The organism is Bacillus sp. FSL P4-0248 (assembly GCF_038593305.1).
Lineage (GTDB): Bacteria > Bacillota > Bacilli > Bacillales > Bacillaceae > Bacillus > Bacillus safensis.
This window is the reverse complement of record NZ_CP151983.1, coordinates 345749-368237: the sequence shown is the minus strand read 5'-3', so window position 1 is coordinate 368237 and position 22489 is coordinate 345749. Positions and strand designations below refer to the sequence as shown.

At 42.7% G+C, this 22489-nt stretch carries 21 protein-coding genes and 1 riboswitch; of the genes, 7 read left to right on the top strand and 14 right to left on the bottom strand.

Annotated elements, in window-relative coordinates; genetic code table 11:
• Positions 1 to 94 precede the first annotated feature (94 nt).
• Positions 95 to 188, bottom strand: a riboswitch (cyclic di-GMP riboswitch).
• Between the two features lie 368 nt (positions 189 to 556).
• From NST65_RS01940 to NST65_RS01915, 6 genes are read right to left on the bottom strand one after another with little or no spacing between them, the layout of a single operon-like run.
• Positions 557 to 1360, bottom strand: a complete 804-nt coding sequence (locus NST65_RS01940) for an ABC transporter permease (protein ID WP_024424298.1) — start codon at positions 1358 to 1360, stop codon at positions 557 to 559.
• Entirely contained in the window at positions 1353 to 2222 is an 870-nt protein-coding gene (locus NST65_RS01935) for an ABC transporter permease (RefSeq protein WP_111927545.1), read from the bottom strand. Before NST65_RS01935 ends, NST65_RS01940 begins: the two co-directional genes overlap by 8 nt.
• Positions 2222 to 3313: an ABC transporter ATP-binding protein gene (locus tag NST65_RS01930; protein ID WP_111927546.1), complete on the bottom strand. Its 1092-nt coding sequence runs from the start codon at positions 3311 to 3313 to the stop codon at positions 2222 to 2224. The genes NST65_RS01935 and NST65_RS01930 overlap by 1 nt, the downstream gene beginning before the upstream one ends.
• Positions 3314 to 3321: 8 nt before the next feature.
• Positions 3322 to 4407 carry an ABC transporter substrate-binding protein gene (locus NST65_RS01925; RefSeq protein ID WP_070326677.1) on the bottom strand — a complete coding sequence of 362 codons (1086 nt, stop codon included), beginning with the start codon at positions 4405 to 4407 and terminating at the stop codon, positions 3322 to 3324.
• Entirely contained in the window at positions 4404 to 6392 is a 1989-nt protein-coding gene (locus NST65_RS01920) for a hydantoinase B/oxoprolinase family protein (RefSeq protein WP_111927547.1), read from the bottom strand. Before NST65_RS01920 ends, NST65_RS01925 begins: the two co-directional genes overlap by 4 nt.
• Positions 6382 to 8451 (bottom strand): hydantoinase/oxoprolinase family protein, encoded by a 2070-nt coding sequence (locus NST65_RS01915; protein ID WP_070326675.1) that lies wholly within the window; start codon positions 8449 to 8451, stop codon positions 6382 to 6384. Before NST65_RS01915 ends, NST65_RS01920 begins: the two co-directional genes overlap by 11 nt.
• A gap of 367 nt (positions 8452 to 8818) precedes the next feature.
• Between NST65_RS01915 and NST65_RS01910 the strand changes: the two genes are divergently transcribed.
• From NST65_RS01910 to NST65_RS01900, 3 genes are all read left to right on the top strand, one after another.
• Positions 8819 to 9247, top strand: coding sequence for a NucA/NucB deoxyribonuclease domain-containing protein (locus NST65_RS01910; RefSeq protein WP_024424305.1), 429 nt, complete (start codon positions 8819 to 8821; stop codon positions 9245 to 9247).
• Positions 9248 to 9374: 127 nt separating this feature from the next.
• Entirely contained in the window at positions 9375 to 11072 is a 1698-nt protein-coding gene (locus tag NST65_RS01905) for a methyl-accepting chemotaxis protein (RefSeq protein ID WP_046313811.1), read from the top strand.
• A gap of 120 nt (positions 11073 to 11192) precedes the next feature.
• Positions 11193 to 11579: a competence protein ComJ gene (locus tag NST65_RS01900; protein WP_046313809.1), complete on the top strand. Its 387-nt coding sequence runs from the start codon at positions 11193 to 11195 to the stop codon at positions 11577 to 11579.
• A 1-nt stretch (position 11580) separates the two neighbouring features.
• Here NST65_RS01900 and NST65_RS01895 read toward each other — a convergent pair whose 3' ends face one another.
• Together NST65_RS01895 and NST65_RS01890 are read right to left on the bottom strand one after the other, a co-directional pair.
• Positions 11581 to 12387, bottom strand: a complete 807-nt coding sequence (locus NST65_RS01895) for an AAC(3) family N-acetyltransferase (protein ID WP_034283301.1) — start codon at positions 12385 to 12387, stop codon at positions 11581 to 11583.
• A 28-nt stretch (positions 12388 to 12415) separates the two neighbouring features.
• Positions 12416 to 12832, bottom strand: coding sequence for an Lrp/AsnC family transcriptional regulator (locus NST65_RS01890; protein WP_181566871.1), 417 nt, complete (start codon positions 12830 to 12832; stop codon positions 12416 to 12418).
• Positions 12833 to 12947: 115 nt separating this feature from the next.
• On the opposite strand from NST65_RS01890, the gene NST65_RS01885 reads away from it, so the two are divergent.
• Positions 12948 to 13712: an MBL fold metallo-hydrolase gene (locus NST65_RS01885; RefSeq protein ID WP_111927549.1), complete on the top strand. Its 765-nt coding sequence runs from the start codon at positions 12948 to 12950 to the stop codon at positions 13710 to 13712.
• A gap of 43 nt (positions 13713 to 13755) precedes the next feature.
• On the opposite strand, the gene NST65_RS01880 is transcribed toward NST65_RS01885, so the two are convergent.
• Complete coding sequence (locus NST65_RS01880; RefSeq protein ID WP_024424311.1) at positions 13756 to 14085, bottom strand: YckD family protein; 330 nt, start codon at positions 14083 to 14085, stop codon at positions 13756 to 13758.
• A gap of 181 nt (positions 14086 to 14266) precedes the next feature.
• Here NST65_RS01880 and NST65_RS01875 point away from each other — a divergent pair, with 181 nt between their 5' ends.
• Positions 14267 to 15139, top strand: coding sequence for a transporter substrate-binding domain-containing protein (locus NST65_RS01875; protein WP_041116601.1), 873 nt, complete (start codon positions 14267 to 14269; stop codon positions 15137 to 15139).
• 12 nt (positions 15140 to 15151) lie between these two features.
• Positions 15152 to 15829, top strand: coding sequence for an amino acid ABC transporter permease (locus NST65_RS01870; protein WP_034283291.1), 678 nt, complete (start codon positions 15152 to 15154; stop codon positions 15827 to 15829).
• 41 nt (positions 15830 to 15870) lie between these two features.
• On the opposite strand, the gene NST65_RS01865 is transcribed toward NST65_RS01870, so the two are convergent.
• The 5 genes from NST65_RS01865 to NST65_RS01845 all read right to left on the bottom strand — a co-directional run bounded on the left by NST65_RS01865 (position 15871) and on the right by NST65_RS01845 (position 22081).
• On the bottom strand, positions 15871 to 17169 hold the full coding sequence (locus NST65_RS01865; protein ID WP_034283290.1) for an arsenic transporter: 1299 nt from the start codon (positions 17167 to 17169) through the stop codon (positions 15871 to 15873).
• Between the two features lie 132 nt (positions 17170 to 17301).
• On the bottom strand, positions 17302 to 18534 hold the full coding sequence (locus NST65_RS01860; RefSeq protein WP_034283288.1) for a helix-turn-helix domain-containing protein: 1233 nt from the start codon (positions 18532 to 18534) through the stop codon (positions 17302 to 17304).
• Between the two features lie 126 nt (positions 18535 to 18660).
• Complete coding sequence (gene pruA / locus NST65_RS01855) at positions 18661 to 20208, bottom strand: L-glutamate gamma-semialdehyde dehydrogenase (protein WP_024424316.1); 1548 nt, start codon at positions 20206 to 20208, stop codon at positions 18661 to 18663.
• Positions 20209 to 20231: 23 nt separating this feature from the next.
• Positions 20232 to 21149 carry a proline dehydrogenase gene (locus tag NST65_RS01850; protein WP_101677031.1) on the bottom strand — a complete coding sequence of 306 codons (918 nt, stop codon included), beginning with the start codon at positions 21147 to 21149 and terminating at the stop codon, positions 20232 to 20234.
• Between the two features lie 161 nt (positions 21150 to 21310).
• Entirely contained in the window at positions 21311 to 22081 is a 771-nt protein-coding gene (locus tag NST65_RS01845) for a nucleotidyltransferase domain-containing protein (RefSeq protein WP_041116835.1), read from the bottom strand.
• Positions 22082 to 22173: 92 nt separating this feature from the next.
• Between NST65_RS01845 and NST65_RS01840 the strand changes: the two genes are divergently transcribed.
• Positions 22174 to 22488 (top strand): hypothetical protein, encoded by a 315-nt coding sequence (locus NST65_RS01840; RefSeq protein ID WP_034283282.1) that lies wholly within the window; start codon positions 22174 to 22176, stop codon positions 22486 to 22488.
• Position 22489: the final 1 nt, after the last annotated feature.

Genomic DNA, 22489 nt, shown 5'->3' with positions numbered 1-22489 from the left:
TCTATATCAAAAGAACCAAGTCTATTTCATTAAAATAGACGGTTTAACAGAAAAGGAGCCCACCCCGAATAAAACGGAGGGACTCCCATTTTCATTCGGTAGCCTGCCGACCTTAGCAAAAAAAGAATCATTTACCTTAGGACATGGCTTTGCGTCTCTATGTTTCCATAGATTTGCCTTTTTCTTCTTTTCTTTTAGATATTTTCTATTTACGTCCACTTTATATGAAAATATTGTTTTTTTCACCGAAAAATGGGTGTAAAGATTCATGCGTCATACCGAAGGGATCCCATGATAATTGACGATATTTACCGAAAATAACTAATAATAGTTGCGTTCAACCGAAAATAATCGACTAAATACCGCAAAAATTTCATATTTTCCCTTAAATTTTGAAAATATGACCGAAAATGTAGGATAGAGGTCTCCTTGCGTTCCCCGCAAATTCTTAAATCTTAAGAACTATATTCCCTAAAAAAATGAATTTTTTTTACTGTAAAAACAACAAAAAAAGAGCTGTCATTTCAAATGACAACTCCTTGTTTCTTCATTATATTTACATCACCTTAGACAGACCAATCGTTTTCTCAATAATGAGCAGCGCAATGATAGAAATGATAATAAATATGACAGATATCGCATTGACACTCGGATCAAAGGTCTGCTCAATGTAATTAAAGGTCCTGACGGGGATTGTAATGGTTTGAGGAGAGGAAACGAACAAACTGATCGATATTTCCCCAAATGACGTCACAGCTGAAAACACCCCTCCTGCAATGATTCCCGGCTTAATCAAAGGCAATGTGACTCGAAAAAACGTGCGAATGGGTCCTGCGCCAAGATTCATTGAAGCCAGCTCAAGCCGCGGATCTAAATTCGAAACACTCACGCCTACCGTTCGAACCACATAGGGAAAACCAATGATGACGTGACCAATGACGAGCGCCCACAAAGACCCTGTAAAGCCCATAGCCGTAAACAAGTAAAGCATCGCAATCCCTAACACCACCTGAGGAATCATGAGAGGTGACAGAATGAAAGCTTGGACAGCCTCCTTTCCCTTAAAGGAAAGCCTTGCTAAAGCATACGAAGCCATTGTCCCTAAAAGAACCGTGAGAGGCGTCACGATGAACAGCAGAATCACACTGATCCGAAGAGATTCCATCCATTCTGGATTTGACACGACCTCATGAAACCAGCGAACAGAGAACGAAGTCGGTGGAAATTCAGGAAAGGCATTTGGACTAAAAGCAGATAGGACGATCACAAGAACAGGTATGGTTAAAAAAAGATAAACCAATGACCCAGCAGTCCAAATCAGGATGGAAAGCAAGCGGTCACCTATTGACTTTTTACGCATGCATCCTCGCCTCCCAACGCTTCAATAAATAGCTTAATAGACTGACTACCACAAGCACACAAACCAATAATGTAAAGGACATAGCTGCAGCAAGAGGCAGATTATACACCTGCATGACCTGCTGATAAATTGACAGCGGCAGCAGCGGCTGCATCCGTCCGCCGACTAACAGCGGGGTGATATAACTTCCTGCTGCCAGTGAGAAGACGATGATTGCGCCAGTCACCATGCCTGGAATGGTCAGTGGTAAGGTGACATGAAAAAAGGTTCGAATCCGGCCAGCTCCAAGACTCATAGAAGCCGGTCTTAAGTGACGATCCATATCGGTTAAGCTTGTTGCGATCGGCAGTACTGCAAATGGCAGCATGACTTGGACATAGGCAATAATGACCGCATTCATATTCCACAGCATCGAGAGCGGCTTCTCAATTACATGTAAATCTAGTAACATGCCATTGATCAGACCATTTTGCGAAAGAAGAACAATCCATGCAAATGTCCGAATCACAACACTTGTCAAAAGCGGCGACACAAGTAGGATATAGAAAAATGCCCGCAGACGCGGATTAGGTGCTTTGACGAGCACGTATGCTGCGGGGTATGCCATCAATAAAGAAATCACCGTTGTCTGCAAAGCCACCCACACAGTACTTCCAATCGCCTTTACATATGCATCTGTCGTGAACACATGAATATATTGAGAAAAGCTATACGTTTGTAATGTATTCATCATCGAATCGACATCGCGAAAACTGAGAACGAGCATCATCACCAGAGGAGCTAGTAAAAATACAACAAGAAACAAACAGGCTGGCAGCAGCATAAACCAATGAAATCGTTGATTCTTTTTCTTGATTCGCATCACGTATGCACCTTCGAATCTAAGAAAACGATATCTTCAGGCTGCCAATGGATATGGACGGTTTCTCCAACTTCAGGCAGCTCGGGAAATGCCGCATCAGAAGCATGGACAATGATTTCACCATGATCAAGTCCCACAACCAAACGTAATGAATGCCCAATATAACTCACATCTGACAGCACGCCTGATACATGGTTCGGCTTTACTTCCTCCCGCTCAGAAGAGATGCTGATTCTTTCAGGACGCAGCATAAGCAGTTGCTTTTCCCTCTTCTCTTGATGTGCCGCAGCCTGCAGCTGAAGGTGCTGACCGTTTGAATGGGTTACATGCGGAACTGTAAATGCCGCATCAGCTGCATTGTACACGGCCTCAAAGATGTTCACCTGTCCGATGAATTCAGCTACAAATCGATTGTTTGGCTGGCGGTACACCTCTAAAGGCGTCCCAATCTGCTGAATTCTTCCCTCTCCTAAAATTCCAACCCGATCAGAAAGGCTTAAGGCCTCCTCTTGATCATGTGTCACAAGAATGGTTGTAATCCCGACATTCCTTTGAATATTTCGCAGCTCTGTCTGCATGTTTTTTCTTAGTTTGGCATCTAGGTTGCTGAGCGGTTCATCAAGAAGGAGAACAGACGGCTGAATCGCCAGCGCTCTTGCAATCGCTACCCGCTGCTGTTGACCACCGCTTAATTGGTGGGGCATCCGTTTCGCAAATGCCTCTAATTGAACAAGAGACAAGCTTTCCATCACCTTCTCTTTGATTTCCGCCTTCTTTTTCTTTTGAACCTTTAGCCCGTACGCCACATTATCATATACAGTCAAATGTGGAAAAAGTGCATAGCTTTGAAAAACCATACCTGTTTTTCTTTGGTAAGGCGGCAAAGCTGTCACATCCTGATCACCAATATAGACGACACCTTTTGTTGGTTCTAAAAAACCGCCAATGATGTTTAATAACGTTGATTTTCCGCAGCCGCTAGGACCAAGAAGGGAGAAAAACTCTCCCTCATTCACCGTAAGACTGACATCGTTGAGAGCGATCTGCTCACCGAAGTGCTGACTGATGTGTTCTAAATGAATTCCACTCATGCGATCACCTATTTTCCTCCGCCTAATACTTCGTTCCATCGATTTGTCCAATTGCCAAGCTCAGAGGTCGCTGTTTCATAATCTACCCAAGTCAGCTTGCTGTAATAATTTTCTCCAACTTTCACTTTCCCCTTAATCTTGTCATTGTATTTCACATCAGAATTCGACATGCCATAATAAGATTTTTCCGAAAAAGCTTCCTGAGCTTCTTTTCCGCTCAAGTAGTTTAATAGTTTGTATGCCGCTTCTTCGTGCTGATTTCCCTTCGTTAAAGCCCAGCTCGCAACAGCTGCAACAGCGCCTTCTTTCGGATATGAGAAACCAATATCCATTCCTTCTTCTTCAAGTGCAAATACTCGCCCGTCCCAATATGGAACAGCCGCGACATCCCCACGTTCTAACAAAGTTTGAATCGATCCTGGGTTATCTGGAAAAGCAGCTACATGACCTTTTAACTGCGCGAGACTTTTAAATGCTTTATCAATATCCTTAGGATTTGATTCTGTCCCCCCTTGCGCATGAACAAGTGCAGAGAAAAATTGCAAACCGGCTGAATAAGTCGGAGATGAAATGGCTACCTTCCCTTTCAGCTGACTGCTCCATAGGTCAGTCCAGCTGTTTGGTTCCTGCTTGACGAGGTCTTTTCTATAAGCAATTCCAAGCTGCCCCATACTAAAGCCTGCTGCATATTGTTTTCCATTAACAGTAAGCTTCTTTTGGACAGAACGGTAAAGCTTTTTGACATTCGGCGCTTGATCTTCATCGATAGGCGCAAGAACGTTTGCTGCGATACCTCTTTGAATCGTATCAGGCTGTAAGATTAGTAAGTCATATGGTGGATTTTTTCCATTTGACGCTTTTAATTTTGTAAACCATTCAGAATCCGCCCCAGAGACGGTTTGCACTTTAATTCCTGTATCTTTTTCAAACTTTTCGAGGATTGGTTTGATATTCTTTTCCCAATCGCCTCCATATACGCCAACAATCACAGTCTGCTGCTGTTTGCCTTGATCCTTTCCATTTCCACCACAAGCGGCCAGCAGTACAACGATTGATAGGATACCTGCAAAAATAGCAATTAATCTTCTATTCATGATTTATTTCCCCCTTTTTGTCCATTCAATTGACAAAGTGCTTGAGTAATATCTTCCTTTGTTAACGGCTCATTTCTATGACTGAAATGTTGATGAACTGCATGTTTATAGTGCGTACGTTCATTAGCCGGATAGGAACGAAGCTGAACGGCCAGCGCACTGCTGGCTTCATCCGTCCATACTTTCTCATAAGCTGCTCTTTGTTCTCCGAAATCCCACACGTCAGTAGATGCAGAAACATCAACCTTTTCTCGCACCCTGCTCGTCTGCTCCTCATCAATCTTCCATTTATTTTGGTCTAAATATACTTTCACACCATATTGCTGCAGCGCTCTCTCTTCACTTAATAGACCTGCTTCCACTTCCTGAAGGACTTTTTCTTTCTTTCGGGCAAATGGATTCCCCCAGCCGCCTCCACTTGGTGAAATCAATTGAACGATATCGCCTTTTTCAAGTCGCAGAACATCTATTTTGGACTGGTCTTGTTTCTCACCATTAGCCGTGGTCAGCTTGACCTCACCAACCGATCCTGCTCGGCCGCCCATTAATCCCCAAGGCTGAAACTTCATCCGTTCCATTCCTCGTGCTGTCACCATTGATTCAGGCTTCATCATTTCAAATTCCAAACCAATCGCATGTCCGCCTCGATTTTCACCAGCTCCACCTGTATTCGGCAGAAGTTCATATCGGTGAACATGAATATCAATATGCTGTTCCAAACTCTCAATTGGGGTATTCTTCAAAAAGCCTGACGAATGATCAATACCGTCCACTCCATCAGTACCATTTTGAGCACCGCCGCCTCCGCCTAATGGTTCGACAACGGACATTTTCCTGCCACCCGTTTGATCATCAGGTACTGAGAGAACCACAATGGCAGATTGACCTGCACCTGCTGCCGGCACCGCTTCAGGTAACAGCTTACCAATGGCGCCTAGCACGACATTGTACAGCCTCATCGTAATCGAATGACGAATCCCGACAGAAGCCGGGTATTCTGGATGCACCAGCGTTCCTTTAGGAGAGATCACGTCAATTGGATACGTTATTCCACCATTAATCGGTATAAAAGGATCCTTACTAATGATGTAATTAATCAATCCTTGATAAAGAAAGGAATGCTTCTGACCATTGGTAACGAGGTTAAAGGCTGTTTTTACTTGCGGATCACACTCAGAAAAATCGAGCGTCAGCCGTTTCCCTTTGATCGTTAGCTTGATTTTCAACCGAATAGGGACGTCTGAGATCATATCATCATCTAAATAATCAGCAAATTCACTCGTCCCATCCGGTATAGCTTCAATGACCTTTCCAGCACGATCCTCGGCTTGCTTCAGCAAGTCTATCATTCCTTGTTTCACTTCGTATTTTCCAAATTTCCCAATCATTTCTTTTAACCGAATATCTGCTGTATTAACTGCTGCAATCATCGCATTAATATCACCATCATTTAGATGACTAGCGCGGCTGTTCGCTCTTAAAAAGGTACGTACGACCTGATTCTCTTTCCCGCCTTCATAAATTTTCACTGGCGGAATTCTTAATCCTTCTTGATGAACATCCGTTGCTGTCGGTGAAATACTCGAAGGCACAAGCCCACCCACATCACTGACATGAACAAAAGACCAAGCATAGCTTACGATTTCACCATCTACAAAAATCGGCTTAATGATATGGACATCTGGAAGGTGAGTCGCCAAACCGTCTGTCGTATAAGGATCATTAGTGATGATAATGTCTCCTGGCTGCATCGGCCCGCTTTCTTCAATCGCTTTTTTTAGACTCAGCCCTAAAAAGATCGTCACACCCACTGTCTTCGGATAAACAAAGAAATCTCCAGAAGGCGTGGCTAATGCTGTCGCAAAGTCAGCAGATTCTTTGACGAAGGTCGTAAATGACGTCCGTTCAATGACATGCCCCATACCTGATGCAATCGCATTAAAATAACTGCGCATCATCTCAAGCTTTGCTGGGTCAGTTCTCATGTAAAGCCGCCTCCTTTGAAATCACTAAGTTACCTGATGGATCAATGCTGCCTGCCCAGTTTGGCAAAATTAATGTTGTTGTATCATCCTGCTCAATAACGGCAGGCCCATTTACAATAGAACCTACTGACAGAGTATCCCGGTTATAAACCGATGCTTCGTATTCTTTTTCTTCAATAAAAATTCGTCTATATTCATATGGTTTCAAAGACTGTCCGCTGCTTTCATCAACAGGTGAAAAAGGCAGCGGAGGCGTCTCGCCTATGACTCGAACGCGTAAATGAGTAAATTCGATTTTTGCCTGATCATCCCTATGACCATATTGACGCTGATGCAATTTGTGAAAGGCTTCAATGAGTTGGTGGATATTTTGTTCCTGCTTTAGCCAATCAATCGATAATGGCAGTTCAATCTCAAATGCCTGTCCCTGATAACGTGCGTCTGCTAATAATAGAATGGATGTTTGATTGATATGCTGAATGTTTTGCTGGCTGACCCAATCAGTCGCTTTTCGCGACAGCTTCTCATAATCTTGTTTTAGTTGGTTGATCGAATAGTCTTGTAAGCATATTTTCTTCGACAGCACCGCATCATGAATAAAGTCAGCAGTCAGAGCACCTAACGCACATAATGTACCCGGACTTGGAGGAACAACCACATTTTTCGCATGAATTTCTCTCGCAAGGAAATTCGCCACAACCGGCCCTGCTCCGCCAAACGCCAGCAAACTAAAATCTCTAGGGTCAAACCCTTGCTGCTCCATCACATTGCTCAATTCTGTGTACATATTGGCTACGGCTACTTGAATGAGCTGGTCAGCCGCTTCTTCAACCGTTTTGTTGAGCTGATCAGCAATTGGCTGAAAAGCCTTTTTCGCCGCAGACAACTGTAATTGTAAATGTCCTCCGGCAAAACGTTCTTGGTTGAGGTAACCGCATATGAGAAACGCATCAGTTAAAGCTGCTTTTTCTCCCTTTCCATACGAAGCTGGTCCCGGGTTTGAGCCAACTGATTCTGGCCCCGCTTTTAGAAGTCCGCCCTGATCAATCCATGCTACCGAACCTCCTCCTGCTCCTATTGAATACATCGCAACAGATGGAAGAATAATTGGGAAGCCTGAAAGCTGATTCGATTGCGCCATTGTAGGCTTTCCATTTTGAATAATCGAGATATCTGCACTCGTCCCCCCAACATCAAAAGTGATCAGGTTGGGTTCACTAGATGATGCTGCAATTCTAGCCGCACCGATGACACCGGCTGCCGGACCAGAAAAGAGAGTCTTCACAGGCGAGGTTGCCGCACTTTCTGCATCCATTAAACCACCATTTGATTGTGTAATGTATGGAGAAATTGGTACACCTTCTTCCTTCAAACGACTTTTCAGTGTTTGCAAATACTGTTTCACCTTTGGTTGAATGTACAAATTAACAACAGACATCACTGTACGCTCGTATTCCCTCATTTGAGGCCATAATTCAGATGAGGTAAGGACTTCTAACTGTGGATAATGATGATTGATATAGGCTTTTGCCTGTAATTCATGAACTGGGTTTTGATAACTATGTAAAAAAGAAATGACGATACCTGCTAGCTTTTTAGATATAGCATGCTGGACTGCATCATCTAACTGCTGCAGATGGAGAGGTTTTTTGATCGTACCATCGTGTATCAACCTTTCAGAGATTGGATATACATGCTTCCGTGGTATCAATGGTTCTGGCAAACGAGAATTGAAGTCATAAGGAATGGGTAGTCGTAAACGTTGAAGTGACAATATATCTTGAAATCCTTCTGTCACAAAAAGGGCTAAATCTGCTCCTTTTCGCTGCAATAATGTATTAAGACCAATTGTCATTCCGTGAACGAGGTATTGAATGTTGGATAGATCAACACCTCTTTTTTTTAGAAGATTTAACCCATTGATAATACCTTGGGCTGGGTCATCAGTCACTGTGGGTGTCTTGAGTTCAGTCAGCTCCCCTGTTGCTTCATTTATCAACGATAAATCAGTAAATGTTCCGCCTATGTCTATTCCGAGCCGGTATGAGACATCCGCCATTTGTACTTCCCTCCTACAATGTAATTAGAATCATATTTTGATAAATTACGACATTTTTTGATATTTGACTCCATATTATTAAAGCAGATCGGTCTAGTCAATTTTATTTTTTTGAAATTTCTGTGTGTTAAATTCTTGAAATTAGCTCAAAAAGCAGTGATAAAGCCATTTTGGATGAGCATAATCGTTTTATGATCTACAAAATTAAAATTTTTATGAATTTCTACAAAAATGAAAAGCATGAAATCTTGTAAAATCTGTTTTTTGAATTTTAAAAGACGTTTTTTCAAAACCAGGGGAAATTGGTAAGTAATTCTGCTATACTTCTGTTTACAAAATACGCAAACAAGAAAGAGAGCCAGCACCTATGAAACTTCTTAAAATGATTCTCTTGCTTTTATTGATTGTTATTGGTGTAGCAACAGGCTATATCCAGCTGGAGCAAGGGAAACAAGAGACAGCGAATTCATCTTATGACAAAACGATTCATTTTCCATCAGACCGCTATCCCGAAACAGCCAAGCACATAGAAGAAGCCATTGATGAAGGTCATTCGTCCATTTGTACAATTGACCGTAAACATAGTGATGAGCAGAGGGATCGATCATTACATGGCGTTCCAACAAAGCGCGGGTATGATCGTGACGAATGGCCAATGGCGATGTGCAAAGAAGGAGGCACAGGAGCTTCTGTCAAATATGTACGCCCTTCTGATAATAGAGGCGCAGGCTCGTGGGTAAGTCATCAATTATCGGATGATCCAGACGGCACAAGAATCCAATTTATCATCGATTAGCAGCCTTTCCCTTTTCTATATTAAAAAAATTTTCACATGACTGCATGCAGGTATTTTAAACACTTTTTTCATGCCGATAATCCTTAAGGAGGGATACCCTACCTTATACCTAAAGGAGTTAAAAAGCATGAAGAAAAAGGGAAAACTGAGGCTCGGTGCCAAAATTTTGCTGATCTTTTTAAGTGTCCTCATCATCTTTTCCGCAGTTGTTGGTTATGTGGTGAATCGCGAGATGACAGAAAACATCAAGCAAATGGCAACTGAAAAAGCAAAAGGTGATTTAAAACTAGGCTACGCCTACCTGAATGAAAAAGTAGAAGGCTCGTGGCAGATTAAAGAGGATAAGCTATTCAAAGGAAATACGCAAATTAATGATCATGACACATTGGTTGACCAATTAGCCGAATATACCGGTGATACCATCACGATTTTTCAAGGAAATACCCGCGTTGCTACGAATGTCATGTTAAACGGGAAACGAGCTGTAGGTACAGAAGTCTCTCCTGAAGTGAAGACCACTGTTTTAGATAAAGGAGAAAACTATTACGGCACAGCAAATGTTGCCGGGAAAGACTATCAAACGGCTTATATGCCGATCAAAAATGAAGCAGGCGAAACAATTGGTATTTTTTATACTGGCGCCAATCAAAGCATGATTTCACAAATGCTTCAGTCATTCTATATACAATTTGTCATCGTCCTTTTGTTAAGTCTGATCGTTTCGGTCATCATTATTTCTATTTTCACTAAGCGGATTCAGGCACGTCTCAAGCATATGGCTTCTGCCATTAAGAGTGCAGGCGAAGGTGATTTAACCATCAATGTGACGGATACTGCTGGTGATGAATTGTCTGATCTGGCTGGCCATTTCAATAAGATGCGTGAAAAACTAAATCAAACCATTCTAAATGTCATGAACACGTCTGAATTAGTGGCCACATCCTCTGAGCAGCTGTCAGCTAGCGCAGAAGAAACGAGTGCAGCATCAGAAAAAATCACCTACACGATTCAAGAAGTGGCACAATCTTCAGAAGAACAGTCCGCTCAAATGACAGCTAGTGAGCACAAAATGATTCAAGTATCAAACGAGCTGGCAAACATCACTGAAAATGCAGGACAAATGGCTTCAAGAAGTCACTCCGCACAAGAAGTGGCCCAAAAAGGTGTACACAATATCGGTGAAGTTCATTCACAAATGACGTCTATTGCCAAATCAATTGAAGAAAATGGTACAGCGATTCAAGCATTGGAAACACGTTCAGCTGAAATCGATCATATTTCCAAAGTCATTACAGATATCGCCAGCCAGACAAACCTGCTAGCTCTTAATGCAGCAATTGAAGCAGCACGGGCAGGTGAGCACGGAAAAGGATTTGCTGTTGTCGCAGACGAAGTGAGAAAGCTCGCAGAAGAATCTCAAGCATCATCAAACATGATTTCCCATCTCATTTCTGAAATACAAAAAGAGATGACTCATTCGACGAATGCCATCAAACGAGTAAGAGAGGAAGCGGCTCAAGGGGCTGTCCTTATCTCTCATACAGAGGAATCATTTCATGATATCCAGCAGTCGATGAGAGAAATGGCGAATGGCATTAAACATTTATCAAGTGCATCACAAAAAATCGCAGCTTATACAAACGATGCGAAACAGTCTTTTGCGTCTATTACAGAAGGCGTGAAACGAACGAGTGAACATTCACAGCAAGTAGCCGGTTTAACAGAAGAACAATTTGCTGCAATGGAAGAAGTAACAGCTTCATCAGAAGCGCTCGCCCATTTAGCAGGAGATTTAAAAGCAATGGTCTCGCAATTTCACATCTAGATCCCACAACAAATAGCGCAAGACGGCGACAATCGTCTTGCTGCCTAACTTTCTCCTCAAGAATCACTCTTTCAACCATTCACGTTCCAACAAAAATTCTTAAATAAAGGAGTTTTTTATATGAATCACTTAAATCAAGCCTATTCCCTATCTATCTCCTACCACCAAATCACGGTATACACCGGAAGCGAAACACCACCTGTTATTGATTGGACAGATGAGGACATTCTTCAAGGATTTGCAACAGGAGATCAAGGAGTTTCCTTTGAAGGAATCAATAATGGAAAGGCGTCTATTATTGTGACATTAAATAGCGATGAGCCCCAAGTCTCGGTTGATAGAGCTATAACAGTTCCCTTTACGCTTACAAATGATCAAGTTTATATCACAAGCGTCATGGCCCATGTGCTGTCTTTCTCCATTCCAAAAGGAAACTATCAGCTTACCTGCTACACCTCACAGCAGCCTGATCAAGACGTTTATTATGTAAATTTCCAAACAGTGTAGATTACGACTGATCGTATAGATCAAGCCACTTTTCCGCATAGTCTACCGATTCTCTCATGGGCAGTAAATATGAACTGGCAAGTCCAACTTGATTGTGCTGATGGATGCCTCCTGATTGCAGAAAATCACGGCCAATCTGTTCAAATAGTTCTTCTCTTGTGATGATATCTTGGTACTCTTTCCATACCCTCCATCCATTCTCTAAAATAGGGGCTCCTCTTGTCATGAGGTCCTGCTGAGGAATTCGGTATTCAGCTAGATGAAAAGCTGTCATGCTCTCAAATGATGCACCAAGCAGCAGCACTTGAGCATGAAGATCATACATGCGGCCAAGAGGCGAATGCTCTCCTAATCCAAAGGAAAGCGCATGGTGTTTCAGAATTTCATGTTTTCTTTTCCCCCAGGCTGTGAATGAAAAATTGGGATGATTGCTTCTCGCCACACCTGGGTATTTCCAAAATGTTTCTGCCACCTTTCCCATTGCTGATGGCGTCGTGTAAGCTGGGTCAAATGCAGGCATTGTTTCTTTGATCGATTTCCACCATGAGTAAGGAACAGGCGGATCGATCCAATCGGCGGGATCAGAAAGCTCTAACGTTTGTGCCGGCATAATCAGTGTCCCCTCTTCTGTTAAGGTTTCCATCAATGCTTGTATGACGGCTACAGCGCCTCCGTTTACCCAGCCGATTGATGATAAAGATGAGTGAACACATAAAATCATGCCCTTTTTCACACCAAGTTGAACCAAGTCTGCTTTGATTCTTTCCTTTGTCATCGGCTCAGCTTGATTTTCGATTAATTTTTGCATCGTTCCTTTTCCTCCTGCGTCTCTTCTATTACTGATGAATGAGACGTTTAACCGCAATAGACAGTTTGTAATTTGCGTAATTCGTCAGCTCCGTTAAAAACTGATCAAGTTCATCATGACTGGAGAAATGTCCTTCAGCCATATAACAGCTCTCACCACTTATCTTGAACAAATTCTTGATTTCTTCCTTTTCATATAGAAACGACAGAAGTGGTTCATGATGATGATTACGGGTATACAGCTGCAAAAAGGTTTGAATCGTCTTTTGTGTCTGCCAATCAATTGAAATGGTATATGCTTCAATCACGCCTTCTTCTTCTAGCTTTAACACCCGATTTGCAACAGCTTGGCCGGTTAAATGAACTTTTTCACCTAGAGCTTTCATCGTTAATCGGCTGTTCTTTGATAGTTCTTTTAAAATATTCATATCTGTTTGGTCTAGCATTGGCTCACCTCTTTCAAAAATCAAGCCCTTCCGATGAAAGACTTTCATGATCCTCTGTCACATAGAACTCTTTTAATATACTGTAAACTTAATGAGAAAAAAAGGAGGCCTTTTTATGAAAATTACACTCATTCGCAATGCTACTTTATACCTTCACTATGGTCATTCAACTTTTTTAATCGATCCCTTTTTAGCAGCAAAAGGAACATATCCACCGTTCCCTCATACAGCCAATCAACATTTGAACAATCCTATTGTGGAGCTTCCTGTAAATATAGATTTAGACAGTCTGTTACACCCAGATGCTGTCTTACTCACTCATTTACATGTGGACCACTTTGACGACGAGGCCAAAAGAAAATTAGCTCAAGATGGGCCAATTTATACTCAATCGGAGAAGGATCGAAAAGAAGTTGAAGAAGCTGGATTTCAGCATGTCACATGCATTGAAGATGAAATGGACATTTGCGGCGTTCATATTAAACGTACAGGCGGACAGCATGGGACGGGAGAAACGGCGAAGCGGATGGGTCAGGTGAGCGGTTTTGTTTTCTCTCACCCTGATGAACCTACCCTTTATATTGCAGGTGATACCGTTTTGTGTGATGAACCGAAAGAGGTTGTGAATACATGCAAGCCAGACGTCATTGTGGTCAATAGCGGGGCTGCTCAATTTTTAGAAGGCGATCCGATTACAATGACCAAGGAAGAGATTCTAGACGTTCACCGTTCTCAGCCAAAAGCTCAAATTGTCGCCTGTCATCTTGAAGCTGTGAATCATTGCTTGTTAACAAGAGCTGCTTTAGAGGCTTACATTCAAGAGCATCATGCAGATCAAGCCATTTCTGTCCCTCAAGATGGGGAAAGTCTCACCTTCTGATCAACAATAAAAAACCGGCACTTCGCTGCCGGTTTCATCATTATCATGGGCGATGGTGCTGTGGTTTTTTCAGCAATGGAACAAATCCGTTCTTTTTCAAATGAGTGTAATGCTCATCCATTCGTTTCGTGATGTGTGTGCCTTGTTCCTTTGTTAACACGCCGTACTGTACATATTTCTCAATGACTTCTTTTCGCTTAGAAAGAATTTGCTGCTCAAGGATTTCAATTTGTTTTTGTTGTTCTGCTGTTAATTTCACTTGATGTGTCACCGGGCGCTTTTCCATTTGAGGTGTTTCTCCATGAGCCGTTTCTATATGAAAACCAAATAACAGCATCATCGACAAGATGATCAAACTACTTATTTTTTTCATCATTGTTGTTCCCTCCTTTATTCGCCTTTATTTTGCGCTCACTTTCCTTTTTTATACATTATATCAACACGCAAATTGCTTATAATATTCTTACTTTTTCACTTTTCTTCTGAAAACGTTGTCCTTACAGAAAAAGCGTGCTATGTTTTGTTTTGTATAAAAAATAGAGGAGGATTCTTAAATGAGTCGTTTTTATCATAAAAAACCTATATGGATCATGCTTGTTGTATCTGCTTTCATCCTTATCATGTCTGCTTGCAGTCAATCAGGCTCATCTCAATCTGGGGACACAAAGTGGGATGAGATTAAAAAGAAAGGGAAAATCGTGGTTGCAACTTCAGGCACCCTTTATCCAACTTCTTATCATGATACTTCTAATGGCAAGGATCAATTAACTGGCTATGAAGTAGAAGTCGTCAAAGAAGCGTTTAAACGTCTTGATGTGAAAGTGGAATTTAAAGAAATGGGCTATGATGGGATGCTGAGCGCCATTAATTCTGGTCAAGTGGATGCTGCTGCAAATGATATCGACATCACAGATGACAGAAAAGACAAGTTTGCCTTTTCTACCCCTTATAAATATTCCTACGGAACGGCTATCGTACGAAAAGATGATTTATCTGGCATTAAAACTTTAAAAGATTTAAAAGGAAAGAAAGCAGCAGGGGCTGCCACAACGATTTACATGGATGTTGCTCGTAAGTACGGTGCAAAGGAAGTCATTTATGATAATGCGACAAACGAGCAATACTTAAAGGATGTTGCAAACGGCCGTACTGATGTCATTCTAAATGATTATTACTTGCAGACACTGGCTCTTGCTGCATTTCCTAAATTAAATATTACGATTCACCCTGACTTGAAGTACATGCCGAATGAACAAGGTTTTGTTATGAAGAAGGACAACAAAGAGCTTCAAAAAGAATTGAATCGTGTATTAGGCGACATGAAAAAAGACGGAACAATGAAAAAGATTTCTGAGAAATTCTTTAATCATGCAGACGTCTCTAAGAAAATTGATGCTGATGTCGAAGATGTCGACATTTCCAAATAAGGAGCCGCAATCGTGGGAGATATTCATTTAGAATATATATTTAATCCTGCACTGGCAAAGGCGTCATTTCCATTTGTTATGAAAGGCATCTGGCTGACGCTGCTCATTTCCTTTGTGAGCATGTTTTTTGGTACCATTCTTGGCTTTTTTATCGCTCTTGCCAGAATGGCGAATTCTTGGATTCTTCGGCTGCCTGCACGGCTGTATATCTCATTCATGCGAGGCGTGCCCATTCTAGTGATTTTGTTTATTCTCTATTTTGGGTTCCCCTATATCGGCATTGAATTCACAGCGGTCACTGCTGCCATTATTGGGTTCAGCTTTAATAGTGCTGCCTATATTGCAGAAATTAACCGGGCAGCCCTCTCCTCTGTTCCAAGTGGACAGGTGGAAGCCGCTAAATCATTAGGTCTCAGCTATTGGCAAACGATGCGTGGTGTCATTTTGCCTCAATCCGTCCGCATCGCCCTGCCGCCATTGACCAATGTCATGCTCGATTTGATCAAAGCTTCCTCACTGGCAGCAATGATTACTGTACCAGAGCTCTTCCAGCAAGCAAAAATTGTAGGCGGACGAGAATTCGATTATATGACCATGTATATTTTGGTCGCACTCATTTACTGGGGTATTTGCAGTGTCGTCTCATTGCTTCAGGACTTTTTAGAAAAACGCTATGCGAAATATCTGTAGCAAAAAAAGAGCAGATCCATGAGATCTGCTCTTTTTTCTTTTTAATGAATGAGCCATAACCATACATATAACCCGAGTAAAGTGAGAATCAAGGTTGGAATGGTCAGGATGATTCCGGCTTTCATGTACGCTCCCCAAGAGATATGGACGCCTTTTTTCTTTAAGACATGAAGCCACAGCAATGTCGCCAATGAGCCAATTGGGGTCATTTTCGGTCCAAGGTTGGAGCCGATGACATTGGCATAAATCAGTCCGTCTCTCATGACACCTGCTGTATCTGTATGTCCAATCGCAATCGCATCAATTAAAACGGTCGGCAGATTGTTCATCACAGAGGACAGCACTGCGGCAAGCACGCCCATAAACATCGTTCCTGCAAGCAAGCCATGTGAAGCCCCTTGCTGGATCCATGCCGCCAATATTTCTGTAAGACCGACATTTTTCAGTCCATATACGACGACATACATGCCGATCGAGAAAAACACAATGGACCACGGCGCTTCTTTGATCACTCGCTTTGTCGCCACTTGCGGACTTCTTCTCGCCAGCCACAAGAAAGCAAGGGCAATCCCGCCTACGATGATGGACACTGGAATACCGATCAGCTCCCCCGCAAAATAACCAACAAGCAGACAGCCGAGCACATACCAAGACAAACGGAACATACGGATATCTCGAATAGCTGATGCCGGTTCCTTTGCCTGAGACAGATCGTAGGTTTTTGGAATAAGCTTTCGGTAAAACACATACAGAACCAGCATGCTCGCTCCAAGCGACACAAGGTTTGGCACGAACATATTCGCTGTATATTCTAGAAAACCAATATGAAAATAGTCGGCTGATACGATATTGACCAGGTTACTAATGACAAATGGCAAAGAAGTTGTATCTGCAATAAAGCCGCTTGCCATCACAAAAGGAAGCACCATGCGCTCATCCAGCTTCAACGCTCTCACCACAGATAAAACGATTGGGGTCAAAATCAGTGCCGCTCCATCGTTGGCAAAAAAAGCAGCCACAACAGCGCCTAGCAATGTTAAATAAATAAACATGCGGACACCGTTGCCTCTTGCGGCTTTTGCCATATGCAGTGCAGCCCATTCAAAAAAGCCGATCTCATCTAAAATTAACGATATGATAATAATGCCAATAAAGGCAAATGTGGCGTTCCATACAATTTGCGTGACTTCCCACACATCGCCCAGATGAACGACGCCAAAGGCAAGTGCAAGAATGGCGCCTCCACACGCTGACCATCCTATGGTGACACGTCCTGGCTGCCAAATGACAAGGACGAGGGTCATGATGAAAATCAAAATGGCTAAGGTGACTGATCCCAAAGGTGGCCCCCCTTTCACTTTTCTCATAAAATCTTTATCTATCATACAACGAAATGCAGCCGTTGTATGCCATTTTCGCATTTCACATGAAAATCCGCAGGTGATCCCGTGCACCTGCGGATTCCATCATCATTATTGATCTTTTTTCATCAGCATCAATTCAATAAATAACTCACACCGCTGGCTAAAATGACTTAAGTCGATCGAGGTCATGTCAAAAATTTGTTTCATTCGATAGTTTAATGTATTTTGATGAATAAACAACTGCTCCGCTGCTGGCTTTAGCTTGCAGTTATTCAATAAGTAGACTTCCAGCGTTTTTAAAAACGAGGTTTGACTCTCGCGGTCTTTTTCCTTCAAGCGTAACAAATCTGGATTGAAGTCGTTTTTCTTTTTTTGATGGCTGTAAATGGAATCTAAAAACCGGAAGACCCCTAAATTCTCATAATCATATGGAATCAGTTCTTGTCCTCCGACAATTTTTACTGCCTTGACGACCTCTATCGCTTCAAATCGACTTGTACTCATTTTCATGACATCACGATACTCTCTTCCCATCCCGATATACAAAGGGGAAGGATGTGCATGCGTTTTTGATTGCAGATGTGCGATGACATCAGCCGCAGTCGCTTTCGGTGAGTGCCGGTCTGACAGGCTGCCTAATATAACGACAATATCTGCTTGAACCGAATAGACGTGATTCACCTTATCCTCTAGCTGCAAATACGTTCGAATGACATCCTTCACATCTTCTGCCGTCTCACTTTTGTTATCGGCAGCGTGCACGACCATGACGGTAAATACGGCTGGCAGTGGAATGCTTAAGTTCTCAGCCTCCCATTTCAGCTCTTCTTCTGTATAAAAATGATCATCCATGACCTTTTTGAAAAACTCTTCAATCTTGCCTTCCTTTTTCTCAAGCTGTTTCTTATTCTTATAAATCACTTTTCCAACCTGAAAGGAAGCTTCGTGTAAAAATTGCAGCTCCTCCTGAGAGAGGGAGTCCTCAATGTCCTGCACCCAAATAAAGCCTACTACCTCTTGTTTATGCTTGGCGCTCACAGCCACCCGCCGATTAAATCCGAGCTCGTCATGGCCGCTCACATAAAAAGGCTTTGACTCCTTGTGAAGCCGCTCAATTACCCCTGTTTTCTTTAACCAATCGACCACAGATCCCGGACATTCCTTGGAGAAAATCGTTTGCTGATTGACTGGGTCAAACTGCTGAATGCTGTAAGAATTATAAGCAAGGAGCTGACACTCTGTGCTTTCTAAAATGACTGGTTTTTTTAAATATCCGCTAATAAATGCAATTAATTTATCGACATCAAAAAATGTATGAAGCTTTTCTAATATCTCTTCCATCCCGATTGCTCCCTGATTAAGTGATACATTTATCATACTTCTTTCCAGTCAGATTTGTATAGAAACAAGTCGCAGGCAGGCAAAAAAAGCATGAACCCATCAGTGCAGGTTCATGCTTTTTCCATATTAAAACATTTCACTAATCGTTTTTGCCTGCATGTGCAGAGCTAGGTAATCTGGACCGCCTGCTTTTGAATCCGTTCCTGACATTTTGAAGCCGCCGAATGGGTGGTAACCAACGATGGCACCTGTGCAGTTACGGTTAAAGTAAAGGTTCCCTACATGGAACTCCTGCTTCGCACGGTTGATGTGATCACGATTGTTCGTAATGACAGCACCTGTTAAACCGTATTCTGTGTTGTTGGCTACCTCAAGTGCCTCATCAAAGCTAGAGACTTTCGAGAAAGCCAAGACTGGTCCAAAAATTTCTTCTTGCATTAAACGGGAAGTTGGCTCAAGATCTGCAAAAATGGTCGGGTGGATAAAGTATCCTTCCGAATCATCACTCGTTCCGCCAGTGACTAAGCGGCCTTCCTGTTTGCCAACCTCGATATAATCCGTGATCTTGTCAAAGGACGCTTGATCAATGACAGGTCCCATGTAAACATCCGCAGAAAGTGGATTGGCTGTTGTTTTCGTTTCTGTGATTTCCTTCACTCGCTCAACCACTTGGTCATACAGCTTCTCGTGAACGACAGCCCGAGATCCAGCTGAACATTTCTGACCTGAAAACCCGAAGGCTGATGTGAAAATGGCATTAGCCGCTAATTCAACATCTGCATCCTCATCAACAACCACTGTATCCTTACCGCCCATTTCAGCAATGACACGTTTTAAATGCTGCTGGCCTGGCTGCACTTTTGCCGCGCGTTCAAAGATACGTGTCCCTACTTCTCTTGATCCAGTGAATGTAATCAGGCTTGTTTTCGGATGATCTACTAAGTAATCCCCGACCTCTGCTCCGCTTCCTGGTACAAAGTTGACAACACCCTTTGGAAGACCGGCTTGCTCAAGCTCCTCCACAAAACGGGCTGCAATGACAGGCGTCGCACTCGCTGGTTTTAAAACAACTGTATTCCCAGTGACGATTGGGGCTACTGTTGTTCCTGCCATGATCGCAAACAAGAAGTTCCACGGCGGAATCACGAGCGTCACGCCAGTTGGTGTGTATACATATTGATTGCGTTCGCCTTCGCGGCTGTTCACTGGTTTGCCTTTCGCCAGCTCCAGCATTTGACGGGCATAATATTCTAGGAAGTCAATCGCTTCTGCTGTATCTGCATCCGCTTCATTCCAAGGCTTACCTGCTTCTTTGACAAGAAGGGCTGAATACTCATGCTTTTTACGGCGAATGCTTGCCGCAGCTCTGAATAATACGCCAGCTCTTTCTTCTGGAGACGTGTAGCGCCATGTTTCGAATGCTTTCGCTGCTGCTTGAACCGCTTGTTCTGCCTCTTCCTTGCCCGCCTTTGATACGGTTCCAACCACTTCATCCTTTTTCGCTGGATTGATCGAAACAATCTTGTCTTTCGTTTCGATTCTTTCTCCATTAATCACGAGCGGATAGGTTTGACCAAGTGATTCTGTTACTTTAGCTAATGCTTGTTCAAACGCTTTGCGGTTTTCTTCCTGGCTAAAATCCGTGAATGGTTCATGTTTGTAAGGTGTTGTCATGTTTGTCACGCTCCCGTTTCAAATTATTTTCTCGTCATCCCTTTTAGAGCAAAGGCAATGTTTGCCGGCCGTTCTGCAAGACGTCTCATGTAGTAGCCATACCACTCTCGTCCATACGGAGTATAGACTCTCATTTGATAGCCTTCTTTCACAAGTGCCTGCTGCGTTTCTGATCTCATGCCGTACAGCATTTGAAATTCGAACTGACTTGTCTGTATATTGTGTTTTTTCACAATATTTTTCGTGAACTCAATCATTCGATCGTCATGTGTCGCAATGGCTGTATAGTTTCCTGAGAGCAATTGCTTTTCGATCAGCTTTTGATAATTCTGATCGACGTCTTTTTTGTTTGGATACGCCACTTCGGCAGATTCCTTATAGGCACCCTTTACAAGTCTTAAAAATGGCTTCAGCTTATTTAGGTCATCAAGATCCTTTTCTGTTCTGTACAAATACGCCTGCAAGACCGTACTGACATACTCATATTGAGATTTCATCTCTTTAAAAATGTCCAGCGTTTTTTGACAGCGCTGTTCATCCTCCATATCGATTGTCACCATGATACGGTGCTTCTCTGCCGTATCTAAAATACGTTTCATATTGCGATACACAAGGTCGTCGTCAATATCCAGGCCAAGTGATGTCATTTTGAGTGACACGTGGGAATTGAGTCCCGCCTCTGCAATCCTCTGAATGGTTTGAATACACTCAGTCGTCCGTTCATTGGCAATCTCTGCCTTTGTGACAAACTCACCAAGGTGATCAACTGTCACAGCCATTCCTTGGTCATTTAATCGCTTGATAACAGGGATGGCACTCTCAAAGTCCTTCCCTCCAATGATTTTCTTAGATGCAACAGCACTTCCCCAATTACGAGCAATATGGTTCAAGAGACTGCTCTTTGACAAAAACAAGAAGAAATTTCTTGTGACCGACTCCATAAAGGGCACCTCCCACTCTTTGTAAGCTATGTCTTTATTGTAAAGCTCATAAGCTGTCCGCTACAATATTTGAAGATGACAAAAATTCTGACTTTTTTTGTGGTTTTATCACAATAAGAGATAAAAAAGAGCCTGCCGCGATCCGGCTGGCTCTTCCCTGCTTACGCCCACACCTCATCAAGGGTAGACTGCAGCAGCTCATTTAATTCTTGCATCAGGTTGTCTTTCGGCTGATTGTAGCTTTTCACCAATTCATCAAATCGCGCGATCTCTTTGTCGATAAATGGATGGACATAAGCGAGGCGGTTCTCTACATCCATTTCTTCGCCGTCCATTTTACGTTTGAGCAGCTCATGGATTTCCGCTAAAAGCGGACCTTCCTCCACTAGTTCCTCGAGCAGTTCATGAAAGTCCATCGGCGGAACCGTCCGGTAGCGTTCAATCCACTGGCAGGCAAGCAGTGGACGAAGTACATAAAAATACTTCTTGATTCGCACCTGCTCTCCTCGTAAATGCCGGCTTTCATTCCGCTTCGCCATATTGAGGTAATGATACATCAATGCTGCAGGATAAAACGCTCGATCCTTTAATTCTCTTAGCTGCTTTGCCAAAGAGAAGGATTCAGCATAGATGATGTCAGAAGACAGCCATTCCATGATGGACGGATTCGATTTATTGAATAAGCGAAGTGCCTTTCTAAGCTCCCAGCCGCTTATATCAAGCATGTCATCAATCGGGCGTTCAATGACATCTCGGTGCTCTTCCATCGCCCAATACCATTCTTTTCGAGGAACATATAAAAAACGAACATCATAATCACTATCAGTCGAGGGGAATCCCCATGCTCTGCTGCCTGATTCGACCGCGAGGCAAATCTTTACATCATACGTTTCTTCAATGATTTTCAGCTCTTCCTTGATTCTCTCTCTCATCATCCATCAACTCTTTCTATAGAATCCTGCATGACTTCTTCACGTTTTGGGAAAATACGAATAAGACATATATGAAAAAGGAGTTGGATCTCATGTCTATATCTCGCATCATGAAATGGATCACCGGGATTTTTGAAGCCTGTCTTGCCATCCCTGTCATTGGAGGACTATTTGTGATCAGCAATGGCTATACACCGCTCATGGTCATGCTTATTCTGCATATTATCACACTCGTCTTATCGAAGCGAGACCAAGGACCAGTGATTGGAAGCATCATTGGGATTATCACATCGTGCCTTGCCTGGATTCCGATACTTGGATTCATCCTGCATATCATCACAGCTCTTGCCCTTATTATCACCGCGTTAGTACCTGATGAAAAAACGAGACAAAATACGAGTTATTAAA

Excerpts from the sequence above, each read along its gene's own strand:
- NST65_RS01890 (WP_181566871.1), bottom strand. The coding sequence starts at position 12,832 with ATGCTAGACCAAACAGATATGAATATTTTAAAAGAACTATCAAAGAAC.
- pruA (WP_024424316.1), bottom strand. The coding sequence starts at position 20,208 with ATGACAACACCTTACAAACATGAACCATTCACGGATTTTAGCCAGGAA.
- NST65_RS01900 (WP_046313809.1), top strand. The coding sequence starts at position 11,193 with ATGAATCACTTAAATCAAGCCTATTCCCTATCTATCTCCTACCACCAA.
- NST65_RS01875 (WP_041116601.1), top strand. The coding sequence starts at position 14,267 with ATGAGTCGTTTTTATCATAAAAAACCTATATGGATCATGCTTGTTGTA.
- NST65_RS01910 (WP_024424305.1), top strand. The coding sequence starts at position 8,819 with ATGAAACTTCTTAAAATGATTCTCTTGCTTTTATTGATTGTTATTGGT.
- NST65_RS01930 (WP_111927546.1), bottom strand. The coding sequence starts at position 3,313 with ATGAGTGGAATTCATTTAGAACACATCAGTCAGCACTTCGGTGAGCAG.
- NST65_RS01925 (WP_070326677.1), bottom strand. The coding sequence starts at position 4,407 with ATGAATAGAAGATTAATTGCTATTTTTGCAGGTATCCTATCAATCGTT.
- NST65_RS01920 (WP_111927547.1), bottom strand. The coding sequence starts at position 6,392 with ATGAGAACTGACCCAGCAAAGCTTGAGATGATGCGCAGTTATTTTAAT.
- NST65_RS01845 (WP_041116835.1), bottom strand. The coding sequence starts at position 22,081 with ATGAGAGAGAGAATCAAGGAAGAGCTGAAAATCATTGAAGAAACGTAT.
- NST65_RS01840 (WP_034283282.1), top strand. The coding sequence starts at position 22,174 with ATGTCTATATCTCGCATCATGAAATGGATCACCGGGATTTTTGAAGCC.
- NST65_RS01905 (WP_046313811.1), top strand. The coding sequence starts at position 9,375 with ATGAAGAAAAAGGGAAAACTGAGGCTCGGTGCCAAAATTTTGCTGATC.
- NST65_RS01860 (WP_034283288.1), bottom strand. The coding sequence starts at position 18,534 with ATGGAAGAGATATTAGAAAAGCTTCATACATTTTTTGATGTCGATAAA.
- NST65_RS01850 (WP_101677031.1), bottom strand. The coding sequence starts at position 21,149 with ATGGAGTCGGTCACAAGAAATTTCTTCTTGTTTTTGTCAAAGAGCAGT.
- NST65_RS01935 (WP_111927545.1), bottom strand. The coding sequence starts at position 2,222 with ATGCGAATCAAGAAAAAGAATCAACGATTTCATTGGTTTATGCTGCTG.
- NST65_RS01915 (WP_070326675.1), bottom strand. The coding sequence starts at position 8,451 with ATGGCGGATGTCTCATACCGGCTCGGAATAGACATAGGCGGAACATTT.
- NST65_RS01880 (WP_024424311.1), bottom strand. The coding sequence starts at position 14,085 with ATGAAAAAAATAAGTAGTTTGATCATCTTGTCGATGATGCTGTTATTT.
- NST65_RS01885 (WP_111927549.1), top strand. The coding sequence starts at position 12,948 with ATGAAAATTACACTCATTCGCAATGCTACTTTATACCTTCACTATGGT.
- NST65_RS01895 (WP_034283301.1), bottom strand. The coding sequence starts at position 12,387 with ATGCAAAAATTAATCGAAAATCAAGCTGAGCCGATGACAAAGGAAAGA.
- NST65_RS01940 (WP_024424298.1), bottom strand. The coding sequence starts at position 1,360 with ATGCGTAAAAAGTCAATAGGTGACCGCTTGCTTTCCATCCTGATTTGG.